This is a genomic window from Actinocrinis puniceicyclus, from assembly GCF_018283645.1.
In the GTDB taxonomy this organism is placed as follows: Bacteria; Actinomycetota; Actinomycetes; order Streptomycetales; family Catenulisporaceae; genus Actinocrinis; species Actinocrinis puniceicyclus.
In genome coordinates, this window is record NZ_JAGSXH010000017.1 from 61307 (window position 1) to 82785 (window position 21479).

The window sequence follows — 21479 nt, forward strand, 5'->3', positions numbered from 1 at the left end:
CTCGGCCCGGATCCCACCGACACACCGCTTCCACCACCAGGAGGAACTCCATGCCGCTGATCGACATCTACCTGCACCAGGGCGTGACCACTCGCGAACAGCGCAAGGCCATCTCCGACGCGATCCACGCGGCGATGGTCGAGACACTCGCCGTTCCCGACGACGATCGGTTCCACTTCTTCCACGAGTTCCCCGAGGGTTCGCTGTTCCACGAGGACGTCGTGTTCGGCCTGCCTCGTTCGGAGCGGCTGATGTGCGTCACGCTGTCGTTCAACATCCGCACGGCCGAGACAAAGAGCGCGCTGTTCGAGTCGCTGGTGAAACACCTCCAGGAGATCGCCCGGGTACCCCGCGAGGACGTCGCCTTCCGCATCCTGGAGACCGCTCGCGAGAACTGGTGGGCGGCCGGCCGCACAGTCGACCCCAACACCGGATACGACAAGCGGATGACGTCAATCGTCGATTGAACCTGGACCGGCAACCCCTCCTCGCGCTGACTGCCTCGCCGCATCCCCTCGTACCGGACAGTGCTGGACCGCGAAGGCGTCGCCCACGCCGCTGACCTCGCCGTCGTCGGCACCGAGGCGACAGTCATCGCGACACTACAGAGGTATGTCGAGGCTGGAGTCACCGAGATCATCGCGGCGCGGACCGCGCTGCACACCGATATCGACCGGCGACGCACGTGGGCGATGCCGGCGCAGTTCCATCGCGAACATGCACAAGCTCGTGGAGAACTCCTGGCACAGTGACAGGCCGATCAGGCGGCGCGAACAGGTGATGCCGCAGGCCGGGCGGAGAAATCGCCTTCGGATGTCGTCTCGGGGATCTTCCAGCGGATGCGCAGGCTGCTGACCGGTGCAGCAGGGCCATGCGTTCGGATGGCGCTTGCGCTCGGTCAGCACCCCTGCCATACCGGGTCGTCTGTGGGCGCTCCGGCAACGCAGCGAGCACCGCCGATCGGCCGATTCGCCCCAAGACCAGACCAAACGTCTCTCAGATCAACTCGTTCTCCAGCGCGGCCAGCTCCTCCGGGGTGCCGTAGCTGATCGGGCCGTTGAACGTGCGCCGCGCGGTGACGAACCACCAGAGCGTGGAGATCAGCAGCACCACGCCCAGCGCGATCGGCGCGTAGTTGAGGCTGTGCCAGGTGATCGGCCCAGACTGGGGCAGCAGGAACAGGATGCTGCTGAAGAAGACCCACAGCACCGCGACCACGGACACCGGTCCGCTCCAGCGCCCCAGGTTCCACGGACCGGCCTCGAAGTCGGCGCCGCGGCGCACCCGCAGGAAGATCGGCACCGCGTACGAGCCGAACAGCCCGATGACGTTGACCGAGACCACCGCCTGGAACGCCACCGAGGACCACAGCGACGGCAGCACCAGGATGAACGCGCCCACCGCGGCGAACCACACGCTCTTGACCGGGGTGCCGGTGCGCGGGTTGACCGAGTGCCACAGCCGCGAGCCGGGGATGGCCCCGTCCCGGGAGAAGGCGAAGATCTGCCGCGAGTTACTGGTCAGGTTCGCCAGGCCGCAGAACAGCAGCGCCCCGGTGACCACCACCAGCAGCAGCTTGGCCAGGCCGCCGCCGACCGCGTCGAGCACGATCTGCGCGGACGGGAACCCGGTGCCGCTGCCCAGCTCGGCGCCGTAGTTCTGCACCGACCAGATCAGCGAGAGCATCAGCACGAAGCCGCCGACGGCCGAGTAGGCGATCGAGCGCACGATGCCGCGCGGCGCGGAAATCGCGGCCCGGCTGGTCTCCTCGGTCATGTGCGCGCTGGCGTCGAAGCCGGTGAACACCCACGCGGTGGACAACAGTCCGATCATCGCGGCGTACAGGCCGTTGGAGAACCCTGTCTCGTTCTTGAACTGGGTGAACACGAAACCGGCCGACTCGTGGTGGCTCGGCTTGAGCACCAGCGCGCCGACGATGAGCAGCGCGCCGACCAGCAGCCACCACACCGAGATCCGGTTGAGCAGGCCGACCAGCCTGACCGTGTAGGTGTTCGCCAGAGCGTGCACGAACAGGATCGCGGCGAAGATGCCCAGCGTCGTGTACTTGGTGGGGTTGTAGCTGCTCCACTCCATCGCGAGCAGGATGTTGATGAAGCTGGCAGCGGCGAAGTCGGTGGCCGCGGTGCCCGCGATCTGCCCGGCGAAGTTCAGCCAGCCGGTGAACCAGGACCAGGCCGCGTTGTGCCGCTTGGCCAGCTTCGCCGCCCAGTAGTAGAGCGCCCCGGAGGTCGGGTAAGCCGAGCAGACCTCCGCCATCGCCGCGCCCACGAACAGCACCAGGGTGGAGACGACGATCCAGCCCCACACCAGGGTGCGCGGTCCGCCGGCGCCGAAGCCGACGCCGAAGCCGGTGAAGACCCCGGCGATGATGTTGATGATGGTGAAGGAGACCGCGAAGTTGTCGAACCAGGTCAGCCGGCGCGACAGCTTGCGCGGATAGCCCAGTTCGTGCAGCCGTTGGTCGTCGTCCAGCAGCACGGCCCCGGCGGACCGTTGGTCCCGTGACGCCCGTGTCGTCGAGGACATCTCAGCGCTCACTTTCTCTTTGTCGGCTCTTGCGATGGGTGGGTGGTGGGTGGTGGGAGGTGCACAGCCGCGAAAGTGCAAAGGTGCGAAAGTGCGCAGGAGCAGGTGCGCAGGCACGGGTGGAGCGTGCTATGGCATGCGGACCCGGCAACGCTGGCGGGCGCGGATCAGTTGCTCGGCCGGATCGCCGAACAGCGACCACGGATAGGTGGAGGCGTAAGGCCCCATGGCGCGGAACACCGCGGCCGCCTCCCAGAGCCGATCCCCCATGTAGAGCGCGTGTGCGAGCACGGAGAAGTCCGCCACCGGCACCAGCGGTTCCCGCTCCGCCCTGCGGAACCAGCCGTCGAACACGTGCGTCGAGGTGAACAACGCGTGCTGGTCGGTCCACTGCCGGTCGGCGAGCCGGCCGCGCACCGGGTCGTCGCGCAGGTCGCGGTAGTGCTCCACATACGCGGCCAGCGGCAGCACCTGAAGCGCGCAGTCGCCCGGGCTGTGCAGCGCCACCCAGCGCGCCACCTCCCACATCGCGTCCGCGCCGCCGCCGTAGCGGGGATAGAAGCAGGCCAGCAGCCGGTGGTACGCCTCGCGGTTGAACGGGTCGCGCTGGCGGGCCTCACCGAGCAGATCCCAGGGGCCCGGCGAGGTCACGCCCTCGGGGCCGGGCACCTTGGCGTGGCCGAGGCGGGCGAGGGCGAGCAGGGCGACCCACGGCGTCGGGTCGCCCGGGTCGGCGTCCGCGGCGACGAGGCAGGCGCGCTGAGCGAGGGCGGCAAGGTCGCCGGCGCGCTGATCGCCCGCGTCCGCGGCGCGCAGCGCCCGCGCCACGGCGGTGCGCGCGTAGATCAGCAGCGCGTCAGGGTTCGATGGCTCCTCGGCGAGCCAGCGCTCCGCCACGTCCAGCCCGGCCGCCAACGAGGCGAGCACGAGGCAGCGGTGCGCGCGCAGCTCGAAGTCGGCGCGGGTCGCCGCGATCAGGGCGCGCGCCTCATGAAACCGGCCCGCCTTGAGGTCGAGGGCGACCTGCGCCAGGTCGCGGTCGGCGCCGGCCGGATTCCACACGAACGCGGGCTTGCTCACCGTGCCTCCCCGCCGTGGCGAGCGCGCTGGTGCGCGTGAGGGCCGGGTATCGCGTGGCCTGTCGTGTGCGGCACTGCGTCTCCCGGCGTGCTCGGCGCTGCGTTTCCTGATATGGACCCGGTCAAACGCAGGACACGATATCAACAACGTCAGCCCCGGAAGGAACGTCTGGAAACCGAGGCGTTGCGGACCGGTGAGCTGTGGCTCACATCGCAGGTGGCGCGGCGGATTCGGTGTGGCGTGACAGAGGACATGGGCCCTCGTGCGCCGCGGGTGGCGCGTCAAGATCAGAGCGCGATGATTGTGACGGGTGACATCCACGGGCCCGGGGTCCGGCGCGTGCGATCGCAAGGCGGCGGGGCAACCTCGCGCCGTTCAACGCGACACGGTCAATGCGACACGGTCAATGCGACACGGTCAATGCGACACAGTGGTCGCATATGGGCGCTTCGCCAACGCAGTTCGCTGGTTCGGGGTCATCTTCGACTGCCGGCCACTTGACCGAAGCGTGGTTCTAGTGTCCCGCGCCGGAAATCCGTCGCATGACTCTGCTCGACCTGGCTGCGCACGTCCGGTCATCCGCGCCCGGCTGGCAAGGCGCCGGAACACCCTCGCGGTGCTCAATCAACGCAGTGGGTCGTCTGTGGGCGTTTCGGCAACGCGGCCAGGCGGGATGCGGGGGCCGATTTTCACGGCGGACTTCCGGCGCGGGACACTAGGCGCGCTCGTCGCGGCCGGGCGCGCCGCCCCGCCGATAGCGGGGCCAGCACCGCATCGCCGAGTGCAACTCGTCGTCGTCGAGTTCGGGCTCGGTCAGTTCGGTAGGAGCGTCGCGGCGCGCGCACAGGCCGTCGAGCAACAACGGCAGGTACCGCCGCCAGCCCTCCGCGCGCACTCCGTGCGTGAACTCGACGGTCGCCGAGACCATCAGTTGCACGGCCATGATGTCGGCGGCCCGGAAGTCGGCGCGCAGCCGTCCCTGCGCCTGCGCTCGCTCGACCAACTGCTCCAGCAGAGGTTTGATCTGGTCGCGCATCTGGGCGATCCGGTCACGCCCGTAGGTCTCGGAGAGCATCACGTCGCGCAGACCGAAATCGGTCGCCTGCACCTCGGCCATGGCGGTCAGCAGGCCGGTCAGTCCCGCCCAGGCGTCCGCGTCGTCCAAGGCCCGCCGGGTCAGCGCGAGGATCTGCGCGAACCCCTCCTCGAACAGCGCGTCGATCAGCGCCTCCTTGTTCGGGAAGCGGCGGTAGACCGTGCCCACGCCCAGTCCCGCGTGCCGGGCGATCTCGTCGAGCGTGGCCTCAAGTCCCCGCTCGGCGAAGACCTCCTTGGCCGCGACCATGATCCGCTGCCGGTTCAGCTCGGCGTCGCGGCGCAGCGGTCGCGGGGCGGCGGAGGCGGTGGTCGTGTCCATGGCCTCGCAGTCTACCTTCCGGAGGATCAAGCGGAGGAAGCTTCTCCGCTTCTATGCTACGCTCAGCCGAAAAGCGGAGAACCATCCTCCAGATAACCGTGGGGACTGAACCATGACCGACACCGCCACCGCGGGCGAACCCCGTCCCGCGGCCGCCGCCGGGTCCGCCGCCCGGGCGCCGCACGAAACCGGGCCCGTCGAGAACGTGCACCACGCGCGCCGCTGGCTGATCCTCGCCGTGATCGGCATCGCGCAGCTGATGATCGTGCTCGACGCCACCATCGTGACCATCGCCCTGCCGGACGCGCAGAAGGCGCTCGGCTTCAACAACGGCGACCGGCAGTGGATCGTGACCGCCTACTCGCTGGCCTTCGGCGGGCTGCTGCTGTTCAGCGGCCGGCTGGCCGACCTGATCGGCAGGAAGCGCACCTTCATCCTCGGCCTGATCGGCTTCGGCCTGGCCTCGGCGCTCGGCGGCGCGGCGCCGAACTTCGAAGTCCTGGTCACCGCGCGGGCGCTGCAGGGAGCAGCCGGCGCGCTGCTGGCGCCCGCGGCGCTGTCACTGCTGACCACCACCTTCACCGAGCCGAAGGAACGTGGTACCGCTTTCGCGGTGTTCGGCGGGATCGCCGGGTCCGGCGCGGCGATCGGCATGCTGCTGGGCGGCCTGCTGACCGAGTACTTCAACTGGCGCTGGACCCTGTTCGTGAACGTGGGCTTCACCTTCGTCGCCCTCGCCGGCGCGTTCACGCTGTTGCACACGCAGCGCTCGGCGCACCGCCCACGCCTCGACCTGTTCGGCACGGTCATCGTCTCCGGCGCTCTGTTCTGCCTGGTCTACGGCTTCTCCAACGCCGCCTCGCACCCGTGGAGCGCGCCTTCGACATGGGTTTTCCTGGTGGCGGCCGCGGTCGGCCTGACCGTGTTCGGCTGGTGGCAGACCCGGACCGCGCACCCGCTGCTGCCGCTGCGCATCCTGCTGGACCGCGACCGCGGCGGCTCCTTCGCGGCGGTGTTCATCAGCGGCGCCGGCATGTTCGGGGTCTTCCTCTTCCTGACCTACTACCTGCAGACGATGCTCGGGTACTCCCCGGTCAGAACCGGCCTGGCGTTCCTGCCGATGGTCGCGATCCTCATGCTGGCCGCGACGCTGGCCACCACCCGGCTGCTCGGCGCCGTCGGCGCGCGGCCGCTGGTCACCCTGGGCATGGCGCTGTCGGCCGCCGGAATGGCCTGGCTGACCGGGATCGCGGTGACCACGAGCTACACCACGCACATCCTCGGCCCGCTGCTGATCGTCGGCGTCGGCATCGGACTGGTGATCGCCCCGGCGATGAGCGTGGCGACCTTCGGGGTGGACCCGGACGACGCGGGCGTGGCCTCGGCGCTGGTCAACACGATGCAACAGATCGGCGGCTCGATCGGCACCGCGCTGCTCAACACGCTGGCGACCGCGGCGGCGACGAGCTACCTCGTCGGCAGGCGCCCGACCCCGCCGGTGCTGGCGCAGGCCCAACTGCACAGCTACACCACCGCGTTCTGGTGGTCGGCCGGGATCTTCGCCCTCGGCGCGATCGTCAGCGGCCTGCTGCTACGGCCGGGGGTGCAGCACAGCACCGGTGGTCCGGACGCGGCCCCGGCGGTGCACACGTAACGTGCCGCGCTGCGCGCGAAGCGGACCAGTGGCCCGCGCGGCCCGCGAAGAACTCGGCGTTCTCGCGGGCCGCGCGCGCGTACCCGGGCGGCCTGGCCGAACGTTCGCAGCTCTCTGCGAAGGCGGACTGCCCGACGCCCGGCGCGGATCGCTCAGCGGGACGCGAGCGTCGTCGAGGAGTGCGTTGAACGCTTCGCCCTGGACAACGCGCCGCGGTCGCTGTGCGAGGCCGCGGTTCAGCCCGCGCGGACAGGCCGGGTGGCCACGAGCGCGGCGACGTCCCCGTCCTCGTCCTCAACCAACCTGGATGTCAGCCCGTGATCGGCCATGAGCTGCTGTGCGAGCTCCGCCTGGCTCTCGCCCACCTCCACGAGCAGATGACCGCCCGGGGCCAGCCACCGCGGTGCGCCGGCCGCGACCAACCGCATCACGTCCAGGCCGTCACCACCGCCGTCGAGGGCGACGCGAGGCTCGTATTCGCGCGCCTCCGCGGGCAGTAGCGCGATCGCCTCGGTGGGCACGTACGGCACGTTGGCTATCAGGATATTCACCGTCCCGCGCAGCGATTCGGGCAGCGCCGTGAAGAGATCGCCCTGATATACCCGCCCGCCGACGGACGCCAGATTGCGGCGGGCACAGTCGACCGCCACCGGGTCGATGTCCGCCGCGTACAGTTCCAACGGCCGGTCCACGGCCGCGGCGAGCGCCGCCGCGATCGCGCCCGTGCCGCAGCACAGGTCGACGACGACCGGCACCGAGCCGACCGGGCAGCCTCCGGCGAGCCGGGCGGCCTCGCGCGCCAGCGGCTCGGTGCGGCGGCGCGGCACGAACACGCCGGGTCCGACCGCGACACGCACGCCGCAGAACTCCGCCCAGCCGAGCACGTGCTCCAGCGGCAAACCGCCGACGCGCAAGCGCACGAACCGTTCCAGTTCGCCGGGCGACCCGGCCTGCGTGATCAACAGCCGCGCCTCGTCCTCGGCGAAGACACAGCCGGCCGCCCGCAGGGCGGCGGCGACCCGCGCCAGGCGCCGCCGCGATGAAGATTTCCACGGCCGCGGGCGATCCGGGCCAGTAGAAGAATCAGATGGAAAAAAGCTTGACACAAGCGCCTTTCGAAGGTCCGAGGGCGCCGCGCGTGCCGGCCAGCCGGCGCAGCGCAGGGCCGCCCGCGCGGGAGACATCCCATCCGATCCGGTCGCGTCGCTGGTCAAGACGACGGCGCCCGCCGGCGCAACGATGCTCGTCACAGCTGGTATGGGAATCTCACCTCCTCGGTGCGCAGGGACTCGGCCGGCCCACGCTACCGGACACCCCCGCGCGCGGCGCAAGGGCTTTGCACAGGAGTGGACAGCTGGTTTCGTTCGGGTTGCGATCTCTTGACCCCCCGTAATGTTTGCGCTAACAATTCTCCATCGACGCCGCGAAAGCGGACTCGTCCACCGGTCGCAAGACTCGCCCGGTTACCGAACAACCGATCTGTCCATCGCGAGAGCGTCGGCGCAGCACGGAGGGAGGCGGAGCCCCGATGCTCTACGGCATCGAACAGACCACCAAGCGACCCGGGGATCTCCGCCGTCTTCTGCGCCGCCTACCACATGGCGCTCGGGCTGCTGCGCGCGTTGCGGCAGGCCGGCCGCCGCGTCCCCGAGGACGTGAGCATCATCGGGCTCGACGACATTCCGGAGGCTGAGTATTTCGGGCCGCCGCTGACCACCGCGCGCCAGGGCTTCGACGAACTGGGCCGACGCGCCCTTCGCTCGCTGATCCAGCCGATCGACGCGGACTTGACCGGCCTGATCCGCGTACGCAGGCAGACAACACATGACCACGCAATCAGTATCCGCAAAGCGCACGGATACTGCCCCGGAACACCGCGACAGAGCCAGCAGGGCACGGACAAGCGCGGGCCGCGAGTGCGGTCGGCGCGGCAAATCCCAAGGAAGGTCTGGTTATGACGGAGGCGCGCATGGTTGTTAACGCTAACAACCATGCCGGTGGGGACCGGTACACGGCCGACGAGTTCGGCGGCGAGATCCCGGTCGGCCCGTTCGCGCTGATCGGCGACGAGGCGATCGGCAAAGGCATCATCGAGACGCTCGACGGGCACCGCTCCCCCGCCGCGCTGATGCGCAACCACGGGGTCTTCACCATCGGCAAGAACGCACGCGCCGCGGTCAAAGCCGCGGTGATGACCGAAGACGTGGCCCGCACCGTGCACCCGGCCCGCGCCTACGGCGAGCCGATCCCGATCCCGCGCGCCGACATCGACGCGCTGCACCACCGGTACACCCACGTCTACGGGCAGCAGCCCCCTGCGGACGGAGTCAACGAACAATGACGTCACTGGACGCCGCCCCCGGCTCCCCCTCCGGAGCCCCCCGGCGCGAAGTCTGGTTCCTCACCGGCAGTCAGGGCCTTTACGGCGAGGACACGCTCCGGCAGGTCGCCGAGCAGTCGCAGTCGATCGCCGAGCAACTCGCGGCGGCGCTCGGGGAGGGCGCCGGCGCGACGGACGGGCGCAACGCGGGCCCGATCGACCTGGTGTGGAAGCCGGTGCTCACCGATGCCGCCGTGATCCGCCGGGTGTGCCTCGACGCCAACGGCGACGACGGCTGCGTCGGCCTGATCGCCTGGATGCACACCTTCTCGCCGGCGAAGATGTGGATCTCAGGGCTCGATGCGCTGCGCAAACCGCTGCTGCACCTGCACACGCAGGCCAACGTGGCGCTGCCGTGGGCGACGATCGACATGGACTTCATGAACCTGAACCAGGCCGCGCACGGCGACCGCGAGTTCGGGTTCGTACAGACCAGGCTGGGCGTACCCCGCAAGACGGTCGCCGGGCACGTGAGCGACCCGCACGTCGCCGAGCGCGTCGGCGCCTGGGTCCGCGCGGCCCTGGGCCTTGCCGAGGTGCGCACGCTCAAGCTGGCCCGGTTCGGCGACAACATGCGCGACGTGGCGGTGACCGAGGGCGACAAGGTGGAGGCGCAGCTGCGCTTCGGCGTCTCGGTCAACACCTACGGCGTCAACGACCTGGTCGCCGTCGTCGACGCCGTCGCGGACGCCCGGATCGACGCGCTGGTCAAGCAGTACGAGGACGAATACCGGGTGGCCCTCGAGTTGAGGGCCGGCGGCGATCGGCATGCGTCGCTGCGGTATGGCGCGCGCATCGAGCTGGGTCTGCGCGACTTCCTCACCCGCGGCGGGTTCCACGCCTTCACCACCAACTTCGAGGACCTCGGCGGACTGCGGCAACTGCCCGGCCTGGCGGTGCAACGGCTGATGGCCGACGGCTACGGCTTCGGCGGCGAGGGCGACTGGAAGACCTCGGTGCTGCTGCGCACCGTCAAGGCGATGGCGGCCGGGCTGCCGGGCGGCACCTCGTTCATGGAGGACTACACCTACCACCTGGAGCCCGGCAGGGAGCTGATTCTCGGCGCGCACATGCTCGAAGTCTGCCCCACCATCGCCGCGGACACCCCGAGCCTGGAGATCCACCCGCTGGGCATCGGCGGGCGCGAGGACCCGGTGCGGCTGGTCTTCGACGCGCGTACCGGCCCTGCGACGGTGGTGGGCCTGGCGGACCTCGGCGACCGCTTCCGCCTGGTGGCCAACGAGATCGACGTGGTGCCGCCGCCGGAGCCGCTGCCGAAGCTGCCGGTGGCGCGCGCGGTGTGGCGGCCGCGGCCGGACCTGCGCACCTCCGCGGAGGCGTGGCTGACGGCCGGCGCTCCGCACCACACGGTTCTCTCCAGCGCGATCGGCGCCGAGGAACTCAACGACCTGGCGGAGATGCTCTCGGTCGAGCTGCTGGTCATCGACGCCGACACCACGATCCGCCAATTCACCAGGGAACTGCGATGGAACCAGGCATACCACCGCCTGGCCCAGGGCTTCTGACGGCGCTCGGCCGGGCGCGAACCCGTCGCCGAGCACGATCCCTCCCTCGCGCATCGGGCCCACCCGGTGTCCACAGACCCCCCGGTCGCGCCGCCGCACCGGCGTGACCGGGGTGACCAGCACCACCCGAGTACCCGTACCGAAGGTGACCACCCGGTAACCACCCGCACGGCCTGCACCGCACGAAAGACTCGGTCGGGCCGAACACCTCCCGAAGGGCACCGATCAGAACGGGGCCGCAGGGTCGGCTGGCGGGACTCAACAGAGCTCACCACACGCTCCGAGTGGAGCCCGACACCACCCGTGCGGCCGCGATCCGTCCCCGGATCCCGGCCGCACGGCCTTTCACCCCTTACTGTGGTGGCATGCGCGTCGTCATCGCGGGCTCAAGCGGCCTGATCGGCTCGGCTCTCACCGCCTCCCTGGTCGCCGACGGCCACGACGTGGTTCGCCTCGTGCGCCGCCCGCCGGCCGCCGCAACGCCCGGATCGCACGTGACCGAGGCGCGGTGGGACCCCGCCGCGGTGCATCTGTCCGCGTCGGCGCTCGACGGCGCCGACGCCGTGGTCAACCTGGCCGGCGCCGGCGTCGGCGACCACCGCTGGACGCCCGCCTACAAGCAGCGGGTACGCGACAGCCGCGTGCTGACCACAGCCACCCTCGCCACGACGATGGCCGACATGCCGAACCCGCCGCGGGTTTTCGTCGCGGGCTCCGCGATCGGCTACTACGGGGAGACCGGGGAGAGCGCGACCGACGAGTCCGGCGCGCCCGGCGGGGACTTCCTGGCCCGCGTCTGCCAGGAGTGGGAAGCGGCGGCTGACCCGGCCCGCAAGGCCGGGATCCGGGTCGCGCACCCGCGTTTCGGCCTGGTCGTCTCCGCCGAGGGCGGCGCCCTCGGCCGGCTGCTGCCGCTGGCCCGCCTCGGCCTGGGCGGCAAGCTGGGCACCGGCCGCCAGTACTGGAGCTACGTCTCCCGCACCGACGCTATCAGGGCTCTGCGCCACATCGTCGATACCGGCACGCTCGGCGGCCCGGTCAACGTCACCGCGCCGAATCCCGAGCGCAACAGCGAGATCACCGCCGAGATCGGCCGCGCGGTACGGCGCCCGATGCTGCTGGCCGTACCCGGCCCGGCTCTGCGGGTCGCCCTCGGCGGCTTCGCCGAGGGCGTTTTGATGAGCCAGCGCATCGTGCCGGCCCGGCTGCTCGCGTCAGGCTTCGAGTTTCGCCACCCGGGCTTCCCGGAGGCGCTCGCCGCGGCCCTGGGTGAATAAGCACACCGCAGCCGGACCGGCCGCGCGCCCGGTCGTGTCGTGCGCCGGGCGCGGCTGCGTCAGGACCCGATAACCGGTTGCCCGCGCGCGAAGCGGCCGGGGAGAATGCCGCTTTCCCCTCCTGACGACCCGACAGCCTGACGGCATGACTCCGGGAGCTTCCGCGTGCGCGTGTACCTGACCGCCGCCCGATTATCGTTCCGCCGCTACATCACCTACCGATCCGCGGCCACCGCGGGAGCGATCACCAACACCGCGTTCGGCTTCATCCGCGCCTACATCCTGCTGGCCGTCTGGCGCGAGAAGCCGCACATCGGCACCTACGACGCGGCCGACGCGGTCACCTACGTGTTCCTCACCCAGGGACTGATCACGCCGATCGGGGTCTTCCTCGGCTCGACCGAACTCGGCCCGCGTATCCGCACCGGCGAAGTGGCCGTCGACCTGTACCGGCCGTGCGACTTCCAGCTGTGGTTCCTCGCCACCGACCTCGGCAGGGCCGTCGCGTCGCTGCTGCTGCGCACGGTGCCGCCGGTCCTCGTCGGAGCCCTCGCGCTGCCGACCCGGCTGCCCGGCGACCCGCGCCGCTGGCTCGAATTCGGCTGCTGCTGCGCCGTGGCGCTGGTGATCAGTTTCTCCCTGCGCTACCTGGCCAGCCTCAGCGGATTCTGGACGCTGGACGAGCGCGGCACCACCTCGCTGCTGATGGTGGTGTCCATGTTCTTCTCCGGCATGATCGTGCCCCTGGTGGTCATGCCCGGCTGGCTGGGCGGCCTGGCGCGCGTGCTGCCCTGGTCCGCCACGCTTCAGGTGCCCATCGACGTACTGCTCGGCAAAACCACCGGAGGGTTCGCCGACGCGCTGGTCTTCCAGCTGGCCTGGGCCGCGGCCCTGGTTGCGCTCGGCCGCGCGCTGACGTCCGCCGCGCGGCACAGGACGGTGGTGCAAGGTGGCTGACGCCGACACGGATCTGCGCCCGCGCGGCGCCCCCGCTACCCGCCCGCTGCCGTCGCCGGTCGCCTACCTCCTGCTCACCCGCATGTGGTCGCGTGCGGCATGGCAGTACCGCACCTCGCTGCTGCTCACCGGCACCGCGCAGATGCTGGTCACGAGCCTCGACCTGGCCGCGCTGCTCGTCTTGTACTCCCAGGTCACGACGCTCGCCGGGTTCACCCTGCCGCAGACGTTGTACCTCTACGGCACCACGCGCCTCGCCTTCGCCCTCTCCGACGTGGTCGCCAGCGGGGTCGAGACACTGAGCGACGCGATCCGCCTGGGCACCTTCGACGTGATGCTGATCCGCCCGGTCGGCACACTCGCCCAGGTCCTGTCCGACCAGTTCACCCCCAAGCGCCTCGGCAAGCTGGTTCCCTCCTCGGCGACGCTCGTCTGGGCGATCTACGCGCTGCCCATCACCTGGACGCCGCTCAAGGGCGCGGTCTGCGCGGGCACGGTCCTGTGCGGGACGGTCATCTACTGCGCGCTGTGGGTCATCACCGGTTCGATCAGCTTCGTCGCCACGGACGCCCGCGAGACCGCCAACGTGATCACCTACGGCGGCGAACTGGTCACCGAGTTCCCGTTCGCGATCTACCAGCGTTCGCTCGCCCTGATATTGACCTTCGCGATTCCGCTGGCCTTCATCACGTGGCAGCCGTCGCTGTACGTCCTGGGCCGCAGCGACCCGTTCGGCCTGCCTGCCTTCCTGCACTTCGCCGCGCCCGCGGTCGCCGCGCTGCTGTGCGCACTGGCCGCCTTCGTCTGGCGCGCCGCGGTCCGCCGTTACCGCTCGACAGGGAGCTGACCGCTCCTCAAGGATGCCCCGCCGCCGTCCGCGCGGGCGAATCAGGAGCCGGACACCGATGGGGACAGGGCCCTGCATCAGACGGTGACGCGGCGGATGGTGGCGTGGCCGCCGGCCAGCAACAGGACCGTCAGCGCGGCGATGACGCCGGTCAGCCCCAAGCCGGTCAGGCCGACGAGGGACCCGCCGGCGGCGGACCAGAGGTGCCAGTGGTCGAAGGTGACGACGACGACCCCGGCGGCCACCACGAGCGCCTGCATCGCGATGAACGCCAGCGTGCCGAGCAGGCCCCACCGGCTGTACACGATCCCGCACCACATCCCGTACACGAACAGGGCGAACAGGCCCACGGCCGAGGTCAGCCAGGTGGCCGGCCACGGGCCGTCCAGCAGGTACGGCACCCGGAAGAAGCGCACGGACAGCCCCCAGCCGCCGGTGGCGCGCTCGACCGCCTGCAGCGCGGTCAGCACCAGGCCGCAGGCCAGGGCCAGCGCCATCCCGAGCAGCGCCGTGCCGCAGTAGAAGGATCGGCGGCTGGCCCCGAGCGTGAGGCTGAACGGCAGCGACCGGCCGATGGTCCGCACACCCAGCACGGCGAAGTAGATGAAGAAGCTGGCCAGGTACCCGGCCGCATCATGGCCGCGGGCGCGGCCGGCCGTAACGGCGCCCACCGCGAAGGAGAACGGCAAGATCCACGCCAGCATGAGATAGCTGGCCGGACCCACCAGGTGGTAGCGGGCAACCTTGATCCAGGTGTTCATGCGCCGGTCCTGTCGGTCTCGAAGCCGGCCTCGAAGCCGGTCTCGGGGACGCGGATGGGGACGGGGGCGAGAACGCCGGCCGCCGCCCGCACCACGATCTGCTGGAGGGAGAGCGGGGTCAGGTCCAGTCCGCAGGATCGGGCCCGCTCACGGTCGTGCGCAGACAACGGCCCGACCATGACGATGGATGCCTGGGAGCCGAGCCGGCGCCGCTCCCACACCGGCCGGCCCTCGGCGAGCGAGTCCACGGCGAGGCACGGACCGCTCACGCGGGTCGCGAGGCCACGAAGGACATCGGTCGCCGCGTTCAGGACGAGCCGGCCGCGGTCGATGACGATGACGCTCTCGAGCAGCGCGGCGGCTTCGTCGATGAGATGCGTGGACAGCACCACCGTGCGCGGGAACCGGGCGAAGTCCGCGAGCAGCCGGTCGTAGAACACCTGACGCGCCACCGCGTCCAGGCCGGCGTAGGGCTCGTCGAACAGCGTCACCTCGGCGCGGGCGGCCATTGCGATCGTGATCCCGAGCGCCGACCGCTGCCCGCGCGAGAGCTTCTTGACCGCCTTGTCCGCCCGCAGGCCGAAGTCGTCCAGCAGCGCGGACGCCAGCTCGAAGTCCCAGTTCGGGTGGAACCAGGACGCGGCGCGCAGCGCCTGACCGACCTTGATGTCCGGGTAGACCTGGTCCTCGCGGACGAAAGCCAGGCGGCGCAGCACGTCCTCGTTCTCGGCCGGCGGCGCGCCGAGAACCCGCACCGATCCGGATGACGGGAACTCGTGGCCGGCCAGGATCCGCAGCAGCGTGGTCTTGCCGGCGCCGTTGCGGCCCAGCAGGCCGGTGATGGTCCCGCCGCCGATCGCGATGTCGATGCCGTCGAGAGCCGTGTGATCGCGGTATCTGCGCGTCAGGTCGGTGACCGAGATCGCCGGTGTCATAGCGAGACGCTTTCCCGCTCGTCGCCCGCCTCTTTGATCAGTGCGAACAGCTCGCCGGTACCGATCCCGAGACGGGCCGCCTCGGTCAGCAGCGGCTCGACGTACCGCCGCGTGAATTCCCCGCGCCGCCGGGCCAGCAGCCGCCGGCGCGCCCCGGTCGCGACGAACATCCCGATGCCCCGCCGCTTCTCCAGCAGCCCGTCATCAGCCAGCACGTTGATCCCCTTGGCCGCTGTAGCCGGATTGATCCGGTAAAACACCGCCAGCTCGTTGGTGGAGGGCACCCGCTCCCCCTCGGCCAGGCCGCCGTCCGCGATCTGCCCCGCGAGTCTTTCGGCGACCTGGACGAACAGTGCGGATCCCTCGGCCAGACCAGCCATCTCCTGCATCGTCTCCGCCCCCACTCCCTTGGTTAGTTACTCGGGTAATGTACCCCTTAACCAGGGAACCGGACAACCTCGTGCTGAGAGCATCCGGCCCAGGAGTCGATCACGCGAGGACGGGCCCGGATACTCCATCGCGCCACGAAGAGCGACAGACGAGCTCACCAGCCCCCATGCGGCTCCGGCGCCATTTCATCGATCATCAACTCTCCGGTGTAGAGCGCCTTGACCGCGCTCTCCAGGTCGAGATCGCCGCGAAGCCGCCCCAGGCTGCCGTCGTACGTCACCCGGCCGTGGTCGATCGCGACGACGCGCGAGCACAGCCGCTCGATGTCGCCCACGTCGTGCGTGGTCAGCAAGATAGTCGTACCCTTATTCACGTTGAGTTCGTGCAGGAAGTCGCGCACGACGTGCTTGGAGACGATGTCGAGCCCGATGGTCGGCTCGTCGAGGTACACGATCGCCGGGTCGTGCAGCAGCGCCGCGGTGATGTCGCCGCGCATCCGCTGGCCGAGGCTCAACTGCCGGACCGGCTGATCGAGCAGCGGCCCGAGATCCAGCGCGTCCACGTAGAAATCCAGGTTCTCGCGGTATCTGGCCGGCGCAATCCGGTACAGGCGCTGGATGAGCGCGAACGAGTCACGCAGCGGCAGATCCCACCACAGCGTCGTGCGCTGCCCGAAAACGACGCCGATCCGGCGCGCGAGACCGACCCGGTCGCGCTGGGGTTCGAGCCCTGCGACGCGCAGCGTGCCGGAACTGGGCATGAGAATCCCGGTCAGCATCTTGATGGTTGTCAAGCCTAGCCGACACACCTATTTCTAGCTGGGGTGATAGCCGCGCTGCTGGTCACGGGCCATTCTGCTGAGCCGCGCTCATGCCTCGGGCTGAGGTCGGGTGCGTCTCCTCAGCGGCAGTCTGTGACTTGCTGGGCGGCGGGCGGCCCTGTCAGGACACGTCGTCCCGTCTTGTCAGGGCCGCCCGTTGTCCGGCACCCTCTGGGGCCGCTGAGAAGATGCACCCGACCGACCCACCCGACCACCCACCTACCGGCGGTCACCGGCAAGAACGGCTGCGCGGCTACATCTCCGAGGCGGCAACTGCCTTGTCCGGTTGCTGCGTGTGGATGGTACCGATCAGCTCACGCGGCTGCCCGGTGTCGGGGTGCAGGAAGATGCGGATCGGGGCTTTGGACCCGTGGAGCGTTGGTCATGCTCTTCTCATTCGGTAGGTGGTCTATCGGATGCGGCCCGCTGGGACGTGGGGTTCGCAGCGGGACGGGCTGGCGGGCCGTGGCTCGCCCGGCGTCGGGCCAGGTGTACTTCGGCGGTGTCGGGCAGCGCGGGAGCGCTGTTGGTGTTCATGGCTGAGGCGTTCGAGCCCTGCGATGATGCGTTGCAGGGTGGCTTGGTCCACGGGCGGAGGCTGTGCGGGCCGCCAGAGGTAGGGCAAGGGTGGCCGGACGGCTTCCCAAAGCAGGGGGCACCAAGGCGGGTGCACGGCGTTCAATCGCTCTGTGCGGTTGCGGACAGTGCGCGCGCCGCGGCGAGGGCCGCGCTGAAGTACCGTTGTGCTCCGGCGGCGTCCCCGCTGCCCAACGCCAGCCAGCCGCCGAGTGCTGCCGCTTGACCTCCCGCTACCAGTTGTCCGCCGATGCGTGCAAGGCGCTCGTCTTCCTCGCCCGGCGCCCGCTTCAGTTCGCGTTGCATGCGGTCGAGCGGTCCCGCCGCCGTGTCGGGGTTGACGGTTGGGCGGGCGGATCGCTGTGGCTGGCTGTACTCGTTGCGATACATCGCCAGCCCCAGCTGTTGATGCGAGAGTCCGGTTACGGCTTGAAGTGCGCGCCCGTATTGGGGCCTGCACCAGGCGTGCTCGCCGGATTCCCATTTCTGCACGAGCCGCTTGGTCGCCTTGTTCGGCTCGCCCGCTGCCTCTCCGGCCTTGCGCAGTGCTCCCGCGAACTCGCTTTGTGACATGCCCAGCCCGATGCGTACCCGTCGCAGCGCCTTGTTGGGCACGCGTTGCTCAGCCGCGATCGTCACGACCTGCACCCCTCCTCGAATAAATCAATAGCCTGGTTTATCTGCCGGAAGCGTCGAGCGCCTATGCGGCTTGTTGCCGGGTCGTGTTCGTCTTCGCGCGCATGACCGGAACGCCGCGCGTTTGCCGCACGTGCATAAGGTGCGCCGCTGGGGGCGGTCATCGGCGGCCAGTTGGGTACGCGGCCCAAGCCGCGTCGTAGATCGCGTTCTGGGTGAGCGCGATCGGGTCGCGAATCGGGATAGGGCATGGGATTCCGGTGCTTGCGACGACTTCGACGATGGTCCAACTGTGCGAGAAGTAGTACTGGCGAGCGTTGGCCTCGGCGCGCTGGAGGTCCTCTGCGGTGCACCCCCACACGCGAAGAATGACGCGGGCCGGTGCTCGCGTTGCCACGATCATGAGATTTCCTCACTGCTGTACACAGCCCATGCCCGGTTCCACGCGTCGCCTTGATCGAGCGCGTGTCGGTCGTTGCGCGGAACGGTGCGGAGCCCGCCCACCGTGCGATTCACGCCGGTGATCTCCCAGTTGCGCGCCTCGGCCGTTTCGCGTGCGGTTGCCTCGGCCCTGTCGGCGTCTTGTCCGGCGCGGCCCCAAATGCGCATGAAGACTTGGACGCGCTGCGTGGTCACGCGAACCCCGTCCGGCGGTTATGACATATGCCATTGCCTGCCCATAGAGTGCCCGCACAGACACTGCGAGTCAAGGGTTATGCCATAAGTCATAGGTGGTGTACCGTGCCGCGTATGGAGATCCGACGAGTCAGCGCCTACCGGGCTGTTGCCGACGCGATCCGCGTTGACATCGAGGCGGGCGTCTACCCGCGCGGCAGCCAGTTGCCGCCGCAGGAGGAGCTGGCTTTTCGCTACCGCGTCAATCAGGCGACGGTCAGCCGTGCCCTGCGCGTCCTCAACGCATGCGGGCTCACTATCAACCGACGAGGATTGAGGTCAATCGTCATGCCTATCCCGCCCCTCGTACGAGACGCGTCAGCGCGCTATCGCCGGGCAGCTCGTGAACAGAACGGCGCTGGTGGCGCCTACGACGCGCAGATCAAGGCCCTTGGCCTGGAACCGCGTGTAGAGCTGGATGTTCGCCGTGTTGTGCCGCCTGCGCGGGTGGCACAGATTCTCGGAATCCCGGCTGATGAGGAATCCGCGATCGTGCGCGCCCGGGTCATGTGGGCTGCTGATACGGTGACTCAGCTCGCGGACTCGTATGTACCTACGGCGCTGTTTGGTGGCTCCGTCCTGGAGCAGGTCGATGAAGGCGTCGGCGGCATGATCAGCCGCATGGCCGAACTTGGCTACCCGCAGGCGTACGTCACGGAGGAGCGCACTGGTCGACCGCCGACGCCGGAAGAAATGGCGGCGCTTCAGATCACCGAAGATCAGCATATCTTCGTGATTGAGCACGTCGGATGGACGGCAGACGATCGTGCCGTAGAGGTGACGGTGCACACGATGCCCCAGGGCTTGTGGATCGAGCGTACGCGGTTCGAGATCGACTGACGGTCTCCCCCCGTGCGTGCGACGGCCCTCGGATAATCTCCGGGGGTCGTCGGCGTTCTTAGGCTGCATGGTGGGCTAAGAGCAGAGGCGGCCGGCGCCGCAGTCGTTCTTAACCGCGGGGCGGCGGCCGGTGGTGACCGGTGGTGCGGTGACCACAGCCGAGGGCGTGTGCCGACAACGCTGTGAGCACGGTGGCGCGTGACAACGGCACAGCTGTAGATGGTTCCGCGTGTGATCGGGTGCCGGGGGGCGCTCGCGCCGCCAGCGGCGCTCCAGTACCGCATGCCTGAGCGATCATCGGCAGGCGTCAATTGGCCAAATGGCTGGCGGCGGCCTGTCGTCCATGATCCGACGCTTCTGAGTGATCATGGATGGTCGCGCTCAGGGCGGCGCACTTGGAGCCACGAGGTTCTGTCAATCGGTGGGCTTGAGTGGCTGGTACCCGATGCAGGCTTCCGCAGGGGTTCCGGGCACCGGGAGCACCGGCCACGCGACGTAGACGGCTTCGGCCGGTGTCGCTCTAGCCCAGGCGACGACGGCTTCGTAGTCGCCGTCAAAGGAGGCGTGGCCTACCCGTGCGCCGTTCTCGTCAGGCTCAGGATATTCGTCTTGCCAGAGCGCCGAGCACTTCTCTTCGGACCTGTAGGTGATCCACACGTGTCCGTGGCCGGGCCGTGGCGCGCCGAACCGCTCGGTGCGACCACCGAGCGGCCCGGTCTCTCCGGTTGGGTAACGTCTGATGACCGGTCGGCTCATGCCTCCCACGATCACAGGCGTTGCGTCACCGGTCAACTCGCGGTGACGGTTACCCGTTGATCGGTGAGGAGGTCCATCCCGAACCCTGCGGGTTGCCGCCGGTGTCTGTGACTGCGCCGAAGCAGTGGCCGATGGAGCACGAGGTGAAGGTCACGCTGTGCGCGTAGAGGTACCAACTGCCCGGGTAGCCGGGCACCGCCCAGAGCCACTGGTGCATGATGGTCGCGTAGGTGACGGTTGCGGGGTTGGAGGTGTACCCACCATTGGGCCAGATGATCGTCTGGCCTGGTGGCACCGCGCCCCAGATGTAGTCCTTGTAGGTCGCGCCGCCACTGTCGACACAGCCGTTGGGGCAGCCTGCGCTGTAGTACTCGCGTTCCCCGGTCATCCATAGGGCGGACAGGCCGCCGGTCATACGGGACTGGAATGGGTTCGACTTCGACGTGTTGCCGCTTAGCGTGTCCTCGACGTAGAGGTCGACGCTGCCGAGGTTGGTGGTGCCGTAGCCGTAGCTGCCGACGGCTTCGTACCACTCGACGGTGCTGCTGTGCACTGTCCAGCAGCCGAAGGCCGAGCAGTTGCCCGTGTCGGCCGGACTTGCGAGGCCGAGTGCGGTTGCGGCGTGCTGGCGTTGCGCAGCGCTCGGAGTGGCCAGGCAGAGCCAGGCGCCGGAGCGCGCGGAGACGGACTTGCCGCACTGCGCCCCGCCCGTTGCCGAGACAGCGAAGTTGCCGGAGTAGCTGCGGATGTGCGTCGGCGCGGTTGCGGCACTGGCGCTCGACATCGGAGCGCCGAGCGTCGCGAGGCCGAGAGCCGCCACGACCAGTGCAGACCTGAGTCTTGTTATCAATACCTCTCCCCGAATAGGACGGGTGGTGCTTACGCCACGCGCCGACTAAATCAGGGCTCGTTGTCCGCTGTCAAGCTAATTGTTATCGAACAACGACACAGCGTGGCCGATGCGGTGAGTGAGTACGGCAGGGCGATGGCCGGTCTACTGCGCGGACACGTCGCATACCCGGCCAACACCTGGCGATCGCTAATGGCCTGACACTTTGACTTGCGGCCGGTGCCGGGCTGCGTTCCGCCGCTTCCGAACGATCACGGGTGTTCGCTTGTCGGCCTGCGCGCGTCGGTGGGGCGCGGGCGCGCGCTTGCGCGCGAACGGCGCCCCAGCGCCGCACGCGCAAGCGCAAGGGCGCGCGGCCGGGTCCCGTCAGCGCGCGGCGGCGGCGCGAAGCGCCGCCGCCCTTGAGTCAGTAAAGATATATTGCGGAAACCAGGATCCCGGATAGCGTATCAATACACTGATGATTGGGCTGGCGGGGGTCGGCTACAGGGTCAGGATTGCGGTAGGGGTGCGTGTGCCGGGATCTGCGTTGAGGGCTTCGATGCGGTCGGCGGG

General features: G+C 69.5%; 21 protein-coding genes and 2 pseudogenes. 9 read left to right on the top strand and 14 right to left on the bottom strand.

Annotation, left to right across the window (positions count from 1 at the left end; genetic code table 11):
- Positions 1–50 precede the first annotated feature (50 nt).
- The gene (locus KGA66_RS07705; protein WP_211466117.1) at positions 51–467 is read left to right on the top strand and encodes a tautomerase family protein; all 417 of its coding nucleotides are present in this window, start codon (positions 51–53) and stop codon (positions 465–467) included.
- A 135-nt stretch (positions 468–602) separates the two neighbouring features.
- Here the strand turns inward: KGA66_RS07705 and KGA66_RS07710 are convergent, their stop codons facing one another.
- From KGA66_RS07710 to KGA66_RS07725, 4 genes are all read right to left on the bottom strand, one after another.
- Positions 603–914, bottom strand: coding sequence for a hypothetical protein (locus KGA66_RS07710; RefSeq protein WP_211466119.1), 312 nt, complete (start codon positions 912–914; stop codon positions 603–605).
- Positions 915–996: 82 nt separating this feature from the next.
- A complete protein-coding gene (locus tag KGA66_RS07715; protein WP_211466121.1) occupies positions 997–2547 on the bottom strand; it encodes an amino acid permease in 1551 nt (516 codons plus the stop codon).
- A 129-nt stretch (positions 2548–2676) separates the two neighbouring features.
- Complete coding sequence (locus KGA66_RS07720; RefSeq protein ID WP_211466123.1) at positions 2677–3627, bottom strand: hypothetical protein; 951 nt, start codon at positions 3625–3627, stop codon at positions 2677–2679.
- Between the two features lie 715 nt (positions 3628–4342).
- The gene (locus tag KGA66_RS07725) at positions 4343–5044 is read right to left on the bottom strand and encodes a TetR/AcrR family transcriptional regulator (RefSeq protein WP_211466125.1); all 702 of its coding nucleotides are present in this window, start codon (positions 5042–5044) and stop codon (positions 4343–4345) included.
- Positions 5045–5156: 112 nt separating this feature from the next.
- On the opposite strand from KGA66_RS07725, the gene KGA66_RS07730 reads away from it, so the two are divergent.
- Complete coding sequence (locus KGA66_RS07730; protein ID WP_211466127.1) at positions 5157–6698, top strand: MFS transporter; 1542 nt, start codon at positions 5157–5159, stop codon at positions 6696–6698.
- A 236-nt stretch (positions 6699–6934) separates the two neighbouring features.
- On the opposite strand, the gene KGA66_RS07735 is transcribed toward KGA66_RS07730, so the two are convergent.
- Positions 6935–7804, bottom strand: coding sequence for a putative protein N(5)-glutamine methyltransferase (locus KGA66_RS07735; protein ID WP_438822020.1), 870 nt, complete (start codon positions 7802–7804; stop codon positions 6935–6937).
- 240 nt (positions 7805–8044) lie between these two features.
- On the opposite strand from KGA66_RS07735, the gene KGA66_RS29850 reads away from it, so the two are divergent.
- From KGA66_RS29850 to KGA66_RS07765, 6 genes and pseudogenes are all read left to right on the top strand, one after another.
- Entirely contained in the window at positions 8045–8656 is a 612-nt protein-coding gene (locus tag KGA66_RS29850) for a substrate-binding domain-containing protein (protein WP_312886807.1), read from the top strand.
- Positions 8657–8712: 56 nt separating this feature from the next.
- Positions 8713–9039, top strand: a pseudogene (locus KGA66_RS07745) (class II aldolase/adducin family protein); the annotation flags it as partial.
- A complete protein-coding gene (gene araA, locus KGA66_RS07750) occupies positions 9036–10604 on the top strand; it encodes an L-arabinose isomerase (RefSeq protein WP_211466131.1) in 1569 nt (522 codons plus the stop codon). The pseudogene KGA66_RS07745 and the gene araA, both read left to right, overlap by 4 nt.
- Before the next feature lie 365 nt (positions 10605–10969).
- The gene (locus KGA66_RS07755) at positions 10970–11881 is read left to right on the top strand and encodes a TIGR01777 family oxidoreductase (protein ID WP_211466133.1); all 912 of its coding nucleotides are present in this window, start codon (positions 10970–10972) and stop codon (positions 11879–11881) included.
- 165 nt (positions 11882–12046) lie between these two features.
- Entirely contained in the window at positions 12047–12838 is a 792-nt protein-coding gene (locus KGA66_RS07760) for an ABC transporter permease (RefSeq protein WP_211466135.1), read from the top strand.
- The gene (locus KGA66_RS07765; protein ID WP_211466137.1) at positions 12831–13685 is read left to right on the top strand and encodes an ABC transporter permease; all 855 of its coding nucleotides are present in this window, start codon (positions 12831–12833) and stop codon (positions 13683–13685) included. Before KGA66_RS07760 ends, KGA66_RS07765 begins: the two co-directional genes overlap by 8 nt.
- Positions 13686–13762: 77 nt before the next feature.
- Here KGA66_RS07765 and KGA66_RS07770 read toward each other — a convergent pair whose 3' ends face one another.
- The 7 genes and pseudogenes from KGA66_RS07770 to KGA66_RS07800 form a co-directional block, all read right to left on the bottom strand.
- On the bottom strand, positions 13763–14446 hold the full coding sequence (locus KGA66_RS07770) for a hypothetical protein (RefSeq protein WP_211466139.1): 684 nt from the start codon (positions 14444–14446) through the stop codon (positions 13763–13765).
- Positions 14443–15381, bottom strand: a complete 939-nt coding sequence (locus KGA66_RS07775; protein WP_211466141.1) for an ATP-binding cassette domain-containing protein — start codon at positions 15379–15381, stop codon at positions 14443–14445. The genes KGA66_RS07770 and KGA66_RS07775 overlap by 4 nt, the downstream gene beginning before the upstream one ends.
- Complete coding sequence (locus tag KGA66_RS07780; RefSeq protein WP_246507186.1) at positions 15378–15761, bottom strand: GntR family transcriptional regulator; 384 nt, start codon at positions 15759–15761, stop codon at positions 15378–15380. The genes KGA66_RS07775 and KGA66_RS07780 overlap by 4 nt, the downstream gene beginning before the upstream one ends.
- Before the next feature lie 260 nt (positions 15762–16021).
- Positions 16022–16561, bottom strand: a pseudogene (locus tag KGA66_RS07785) (ABC transporter ATP-binding protein); the annotation flags it as partial.
- A gap of 708 nt (positions 16562–17269) precedes the next feature.
- On the bottom strand, positions 17270–17815 hold the full coding sequence (locus tag KGA66_RS32440) for a helix-turn-helix domain-containing protein (RefSeq protein ID WP_211466143.1): 546 nt from the start codon (positions 17813–17815) through the stop codon (positions 17270–17272).
- A 148-nt stretch (positions 17816–17963) separates the two neighbouring features.
- Positions 17964–18206, bottom strand: coding sequence for a hypothetical protein (locus tag KGA66_RS07795; protein WP_211466145.1), 243 nt, complete (start codon positions 18204–18206; stop codon positions 17964–17966).
- Entirely contained in the window at positions 18203–18439 is a 237-nt protein-coding gene (locus tag KGA66_RS07800; protein ID WP_211466147.1) for a hypothetical protein, read from the bottom strand. Before KGA66_RS07800 ends, KGA66_RS07795 begins: the two co-directional genes overlap by 4 nt.
- Positions 18440–18553: 114 nt before the next feature.
- Here KGA66_RS07800 and KGA66_RS07805 point away from each other — a divergent pair, with 114 nt between their 5' ends.
- Positions 18554–19318 (top strand): GntR family transcriptional regulator, encoded by a 765-nt coding sequence (locus KGA66_RS07805; protein WP_211466149.1) that lies wholly within the window; start codon positions 18554–18556, stop codon positions 19316–19318.
- A gap of 414 nt (positions 19319–19732) precedes the next feature.
- Here KGA66_RS07805 and KGA66_RS07810 read toward each other — a convergent pair whose 3' ends face one another.
- Together KGA66_RS07810 and KGA66_RS07815 are read right to left on the bottom strand one after the other, a co-directional pair.
- Positions 19733–20074 (bottom strand): hypothetical protein, encoded by a 342-nt coding sequence (locus KGA66_RS07810; RefSeq protein WP_211466151.1) that lies wholly within the window; start codon positions 20072–20074, stop codon positions 19733–19735.
- Between the two features lie 49 nt (positions 20075–20123).
- A complete protein-coding gene (locus KGA66_RS07815) occupies positions 20124–20894 on the bottom strand; it encodes a hypothetical protein (protein ID WP_211466153.1) in 771 nt (256 codons plus the stop codon).
- Between the last annotated feature and the right edge of the window lie 585 nt (positions 20895–21479).

Bases quoted from the DNA above. Each gene is read 5' to 3' on its own strand.
- KGA66_RS07705 (WP_211466117.1), top strand. From the start codon at position 51: ATGCCGCTGATCGACATCTACCTGCACCAGGGCGTGACCACTCGCGAA.
- KGA66_RS07780 (WP_246507186.1), bottom strand. From the start codon at position 15,761: ATGGCTGGTCTGGCCGAGGGATCCGCACTGTTCGTCCAGGTCGCCGAA.
- KGA66_RS07770 (WP_211466139.1), bottom strand. From the start codon at position 14,446: ATGAACACCTGGATCAAGGTTGCCCGCTACCACCTGGTGGGTCCGGCC.
- KGA66_RS07710 (WP_211466119.1), bottom strand. From the start codon at position 914: ATGGCAGGGGTGCTGACCGAGCGCAAGCGCCATCCGAACGCATGGCCC.
- KGA66_RS07805 (WP_211466149.1), top strand. From the start codon at position 18,554: ATGGAGATCCGACGAGTCAGCGCCTACCGGGCTGTTGCCGACGCGATC.
- KGA66_RS07715 (WP_211466121.1), bottom strand. From the start codon at position 2,547: ATGTCCTCGACGACACGGGCGTCACGGGACCAACGGTCCGCCGGGGCC.
- KGA66_RS07775 (WP_211466141.1), bottom strand. From the start codon at position 15,381: ATGACACCGGCGATCTCGGTCACCGACCTGACGCGCAGATACCGCGAT.
- KGA66_RS07795 (WP_211466145.1), bottom strand. From the start codon at position 18,206: ATGATCGTGGCAACGCGAGCACCGGCCCGCGTCATTCTTCGCGTGTGG.
- araA (WP_211466131.1), top strand. From the start codon at position 9,036: ATGACGTCACTGGACGCCGCCCCCGGCTCCCCCTCCGGAGCCCCCCGG.
- KGA66_RS07810 (WP_211466151.1), bottom strand. From the start codon at position 20,074: ATGAGCCGACCGGTCATCAGACGTTACCCAACCGGAGAGACCGGGCCG.
- KGA66_RS07725 (WP_211466125.1), bottom strand. From the start codon at position 5,044: ATGGACACGACCACCGCCTCCGCCGCCCCGCGACCGCTGCGCCGCGAC.
- KGA66_RS07730 (WP_211466127.1), top strand. From the start codon at position 5,157: ATGACCGACACCGCCACCGCGGGCGAACCCCGTCCCGCGGCCGCCGCC.
- KGA66_RS07755 (WP_211466133.1), top strand. From the start codon at position 10,970: ATGCGCGTCGTCATCGCGGGCTCAAGCGGCCTGATCGGCTCGGCTCTC.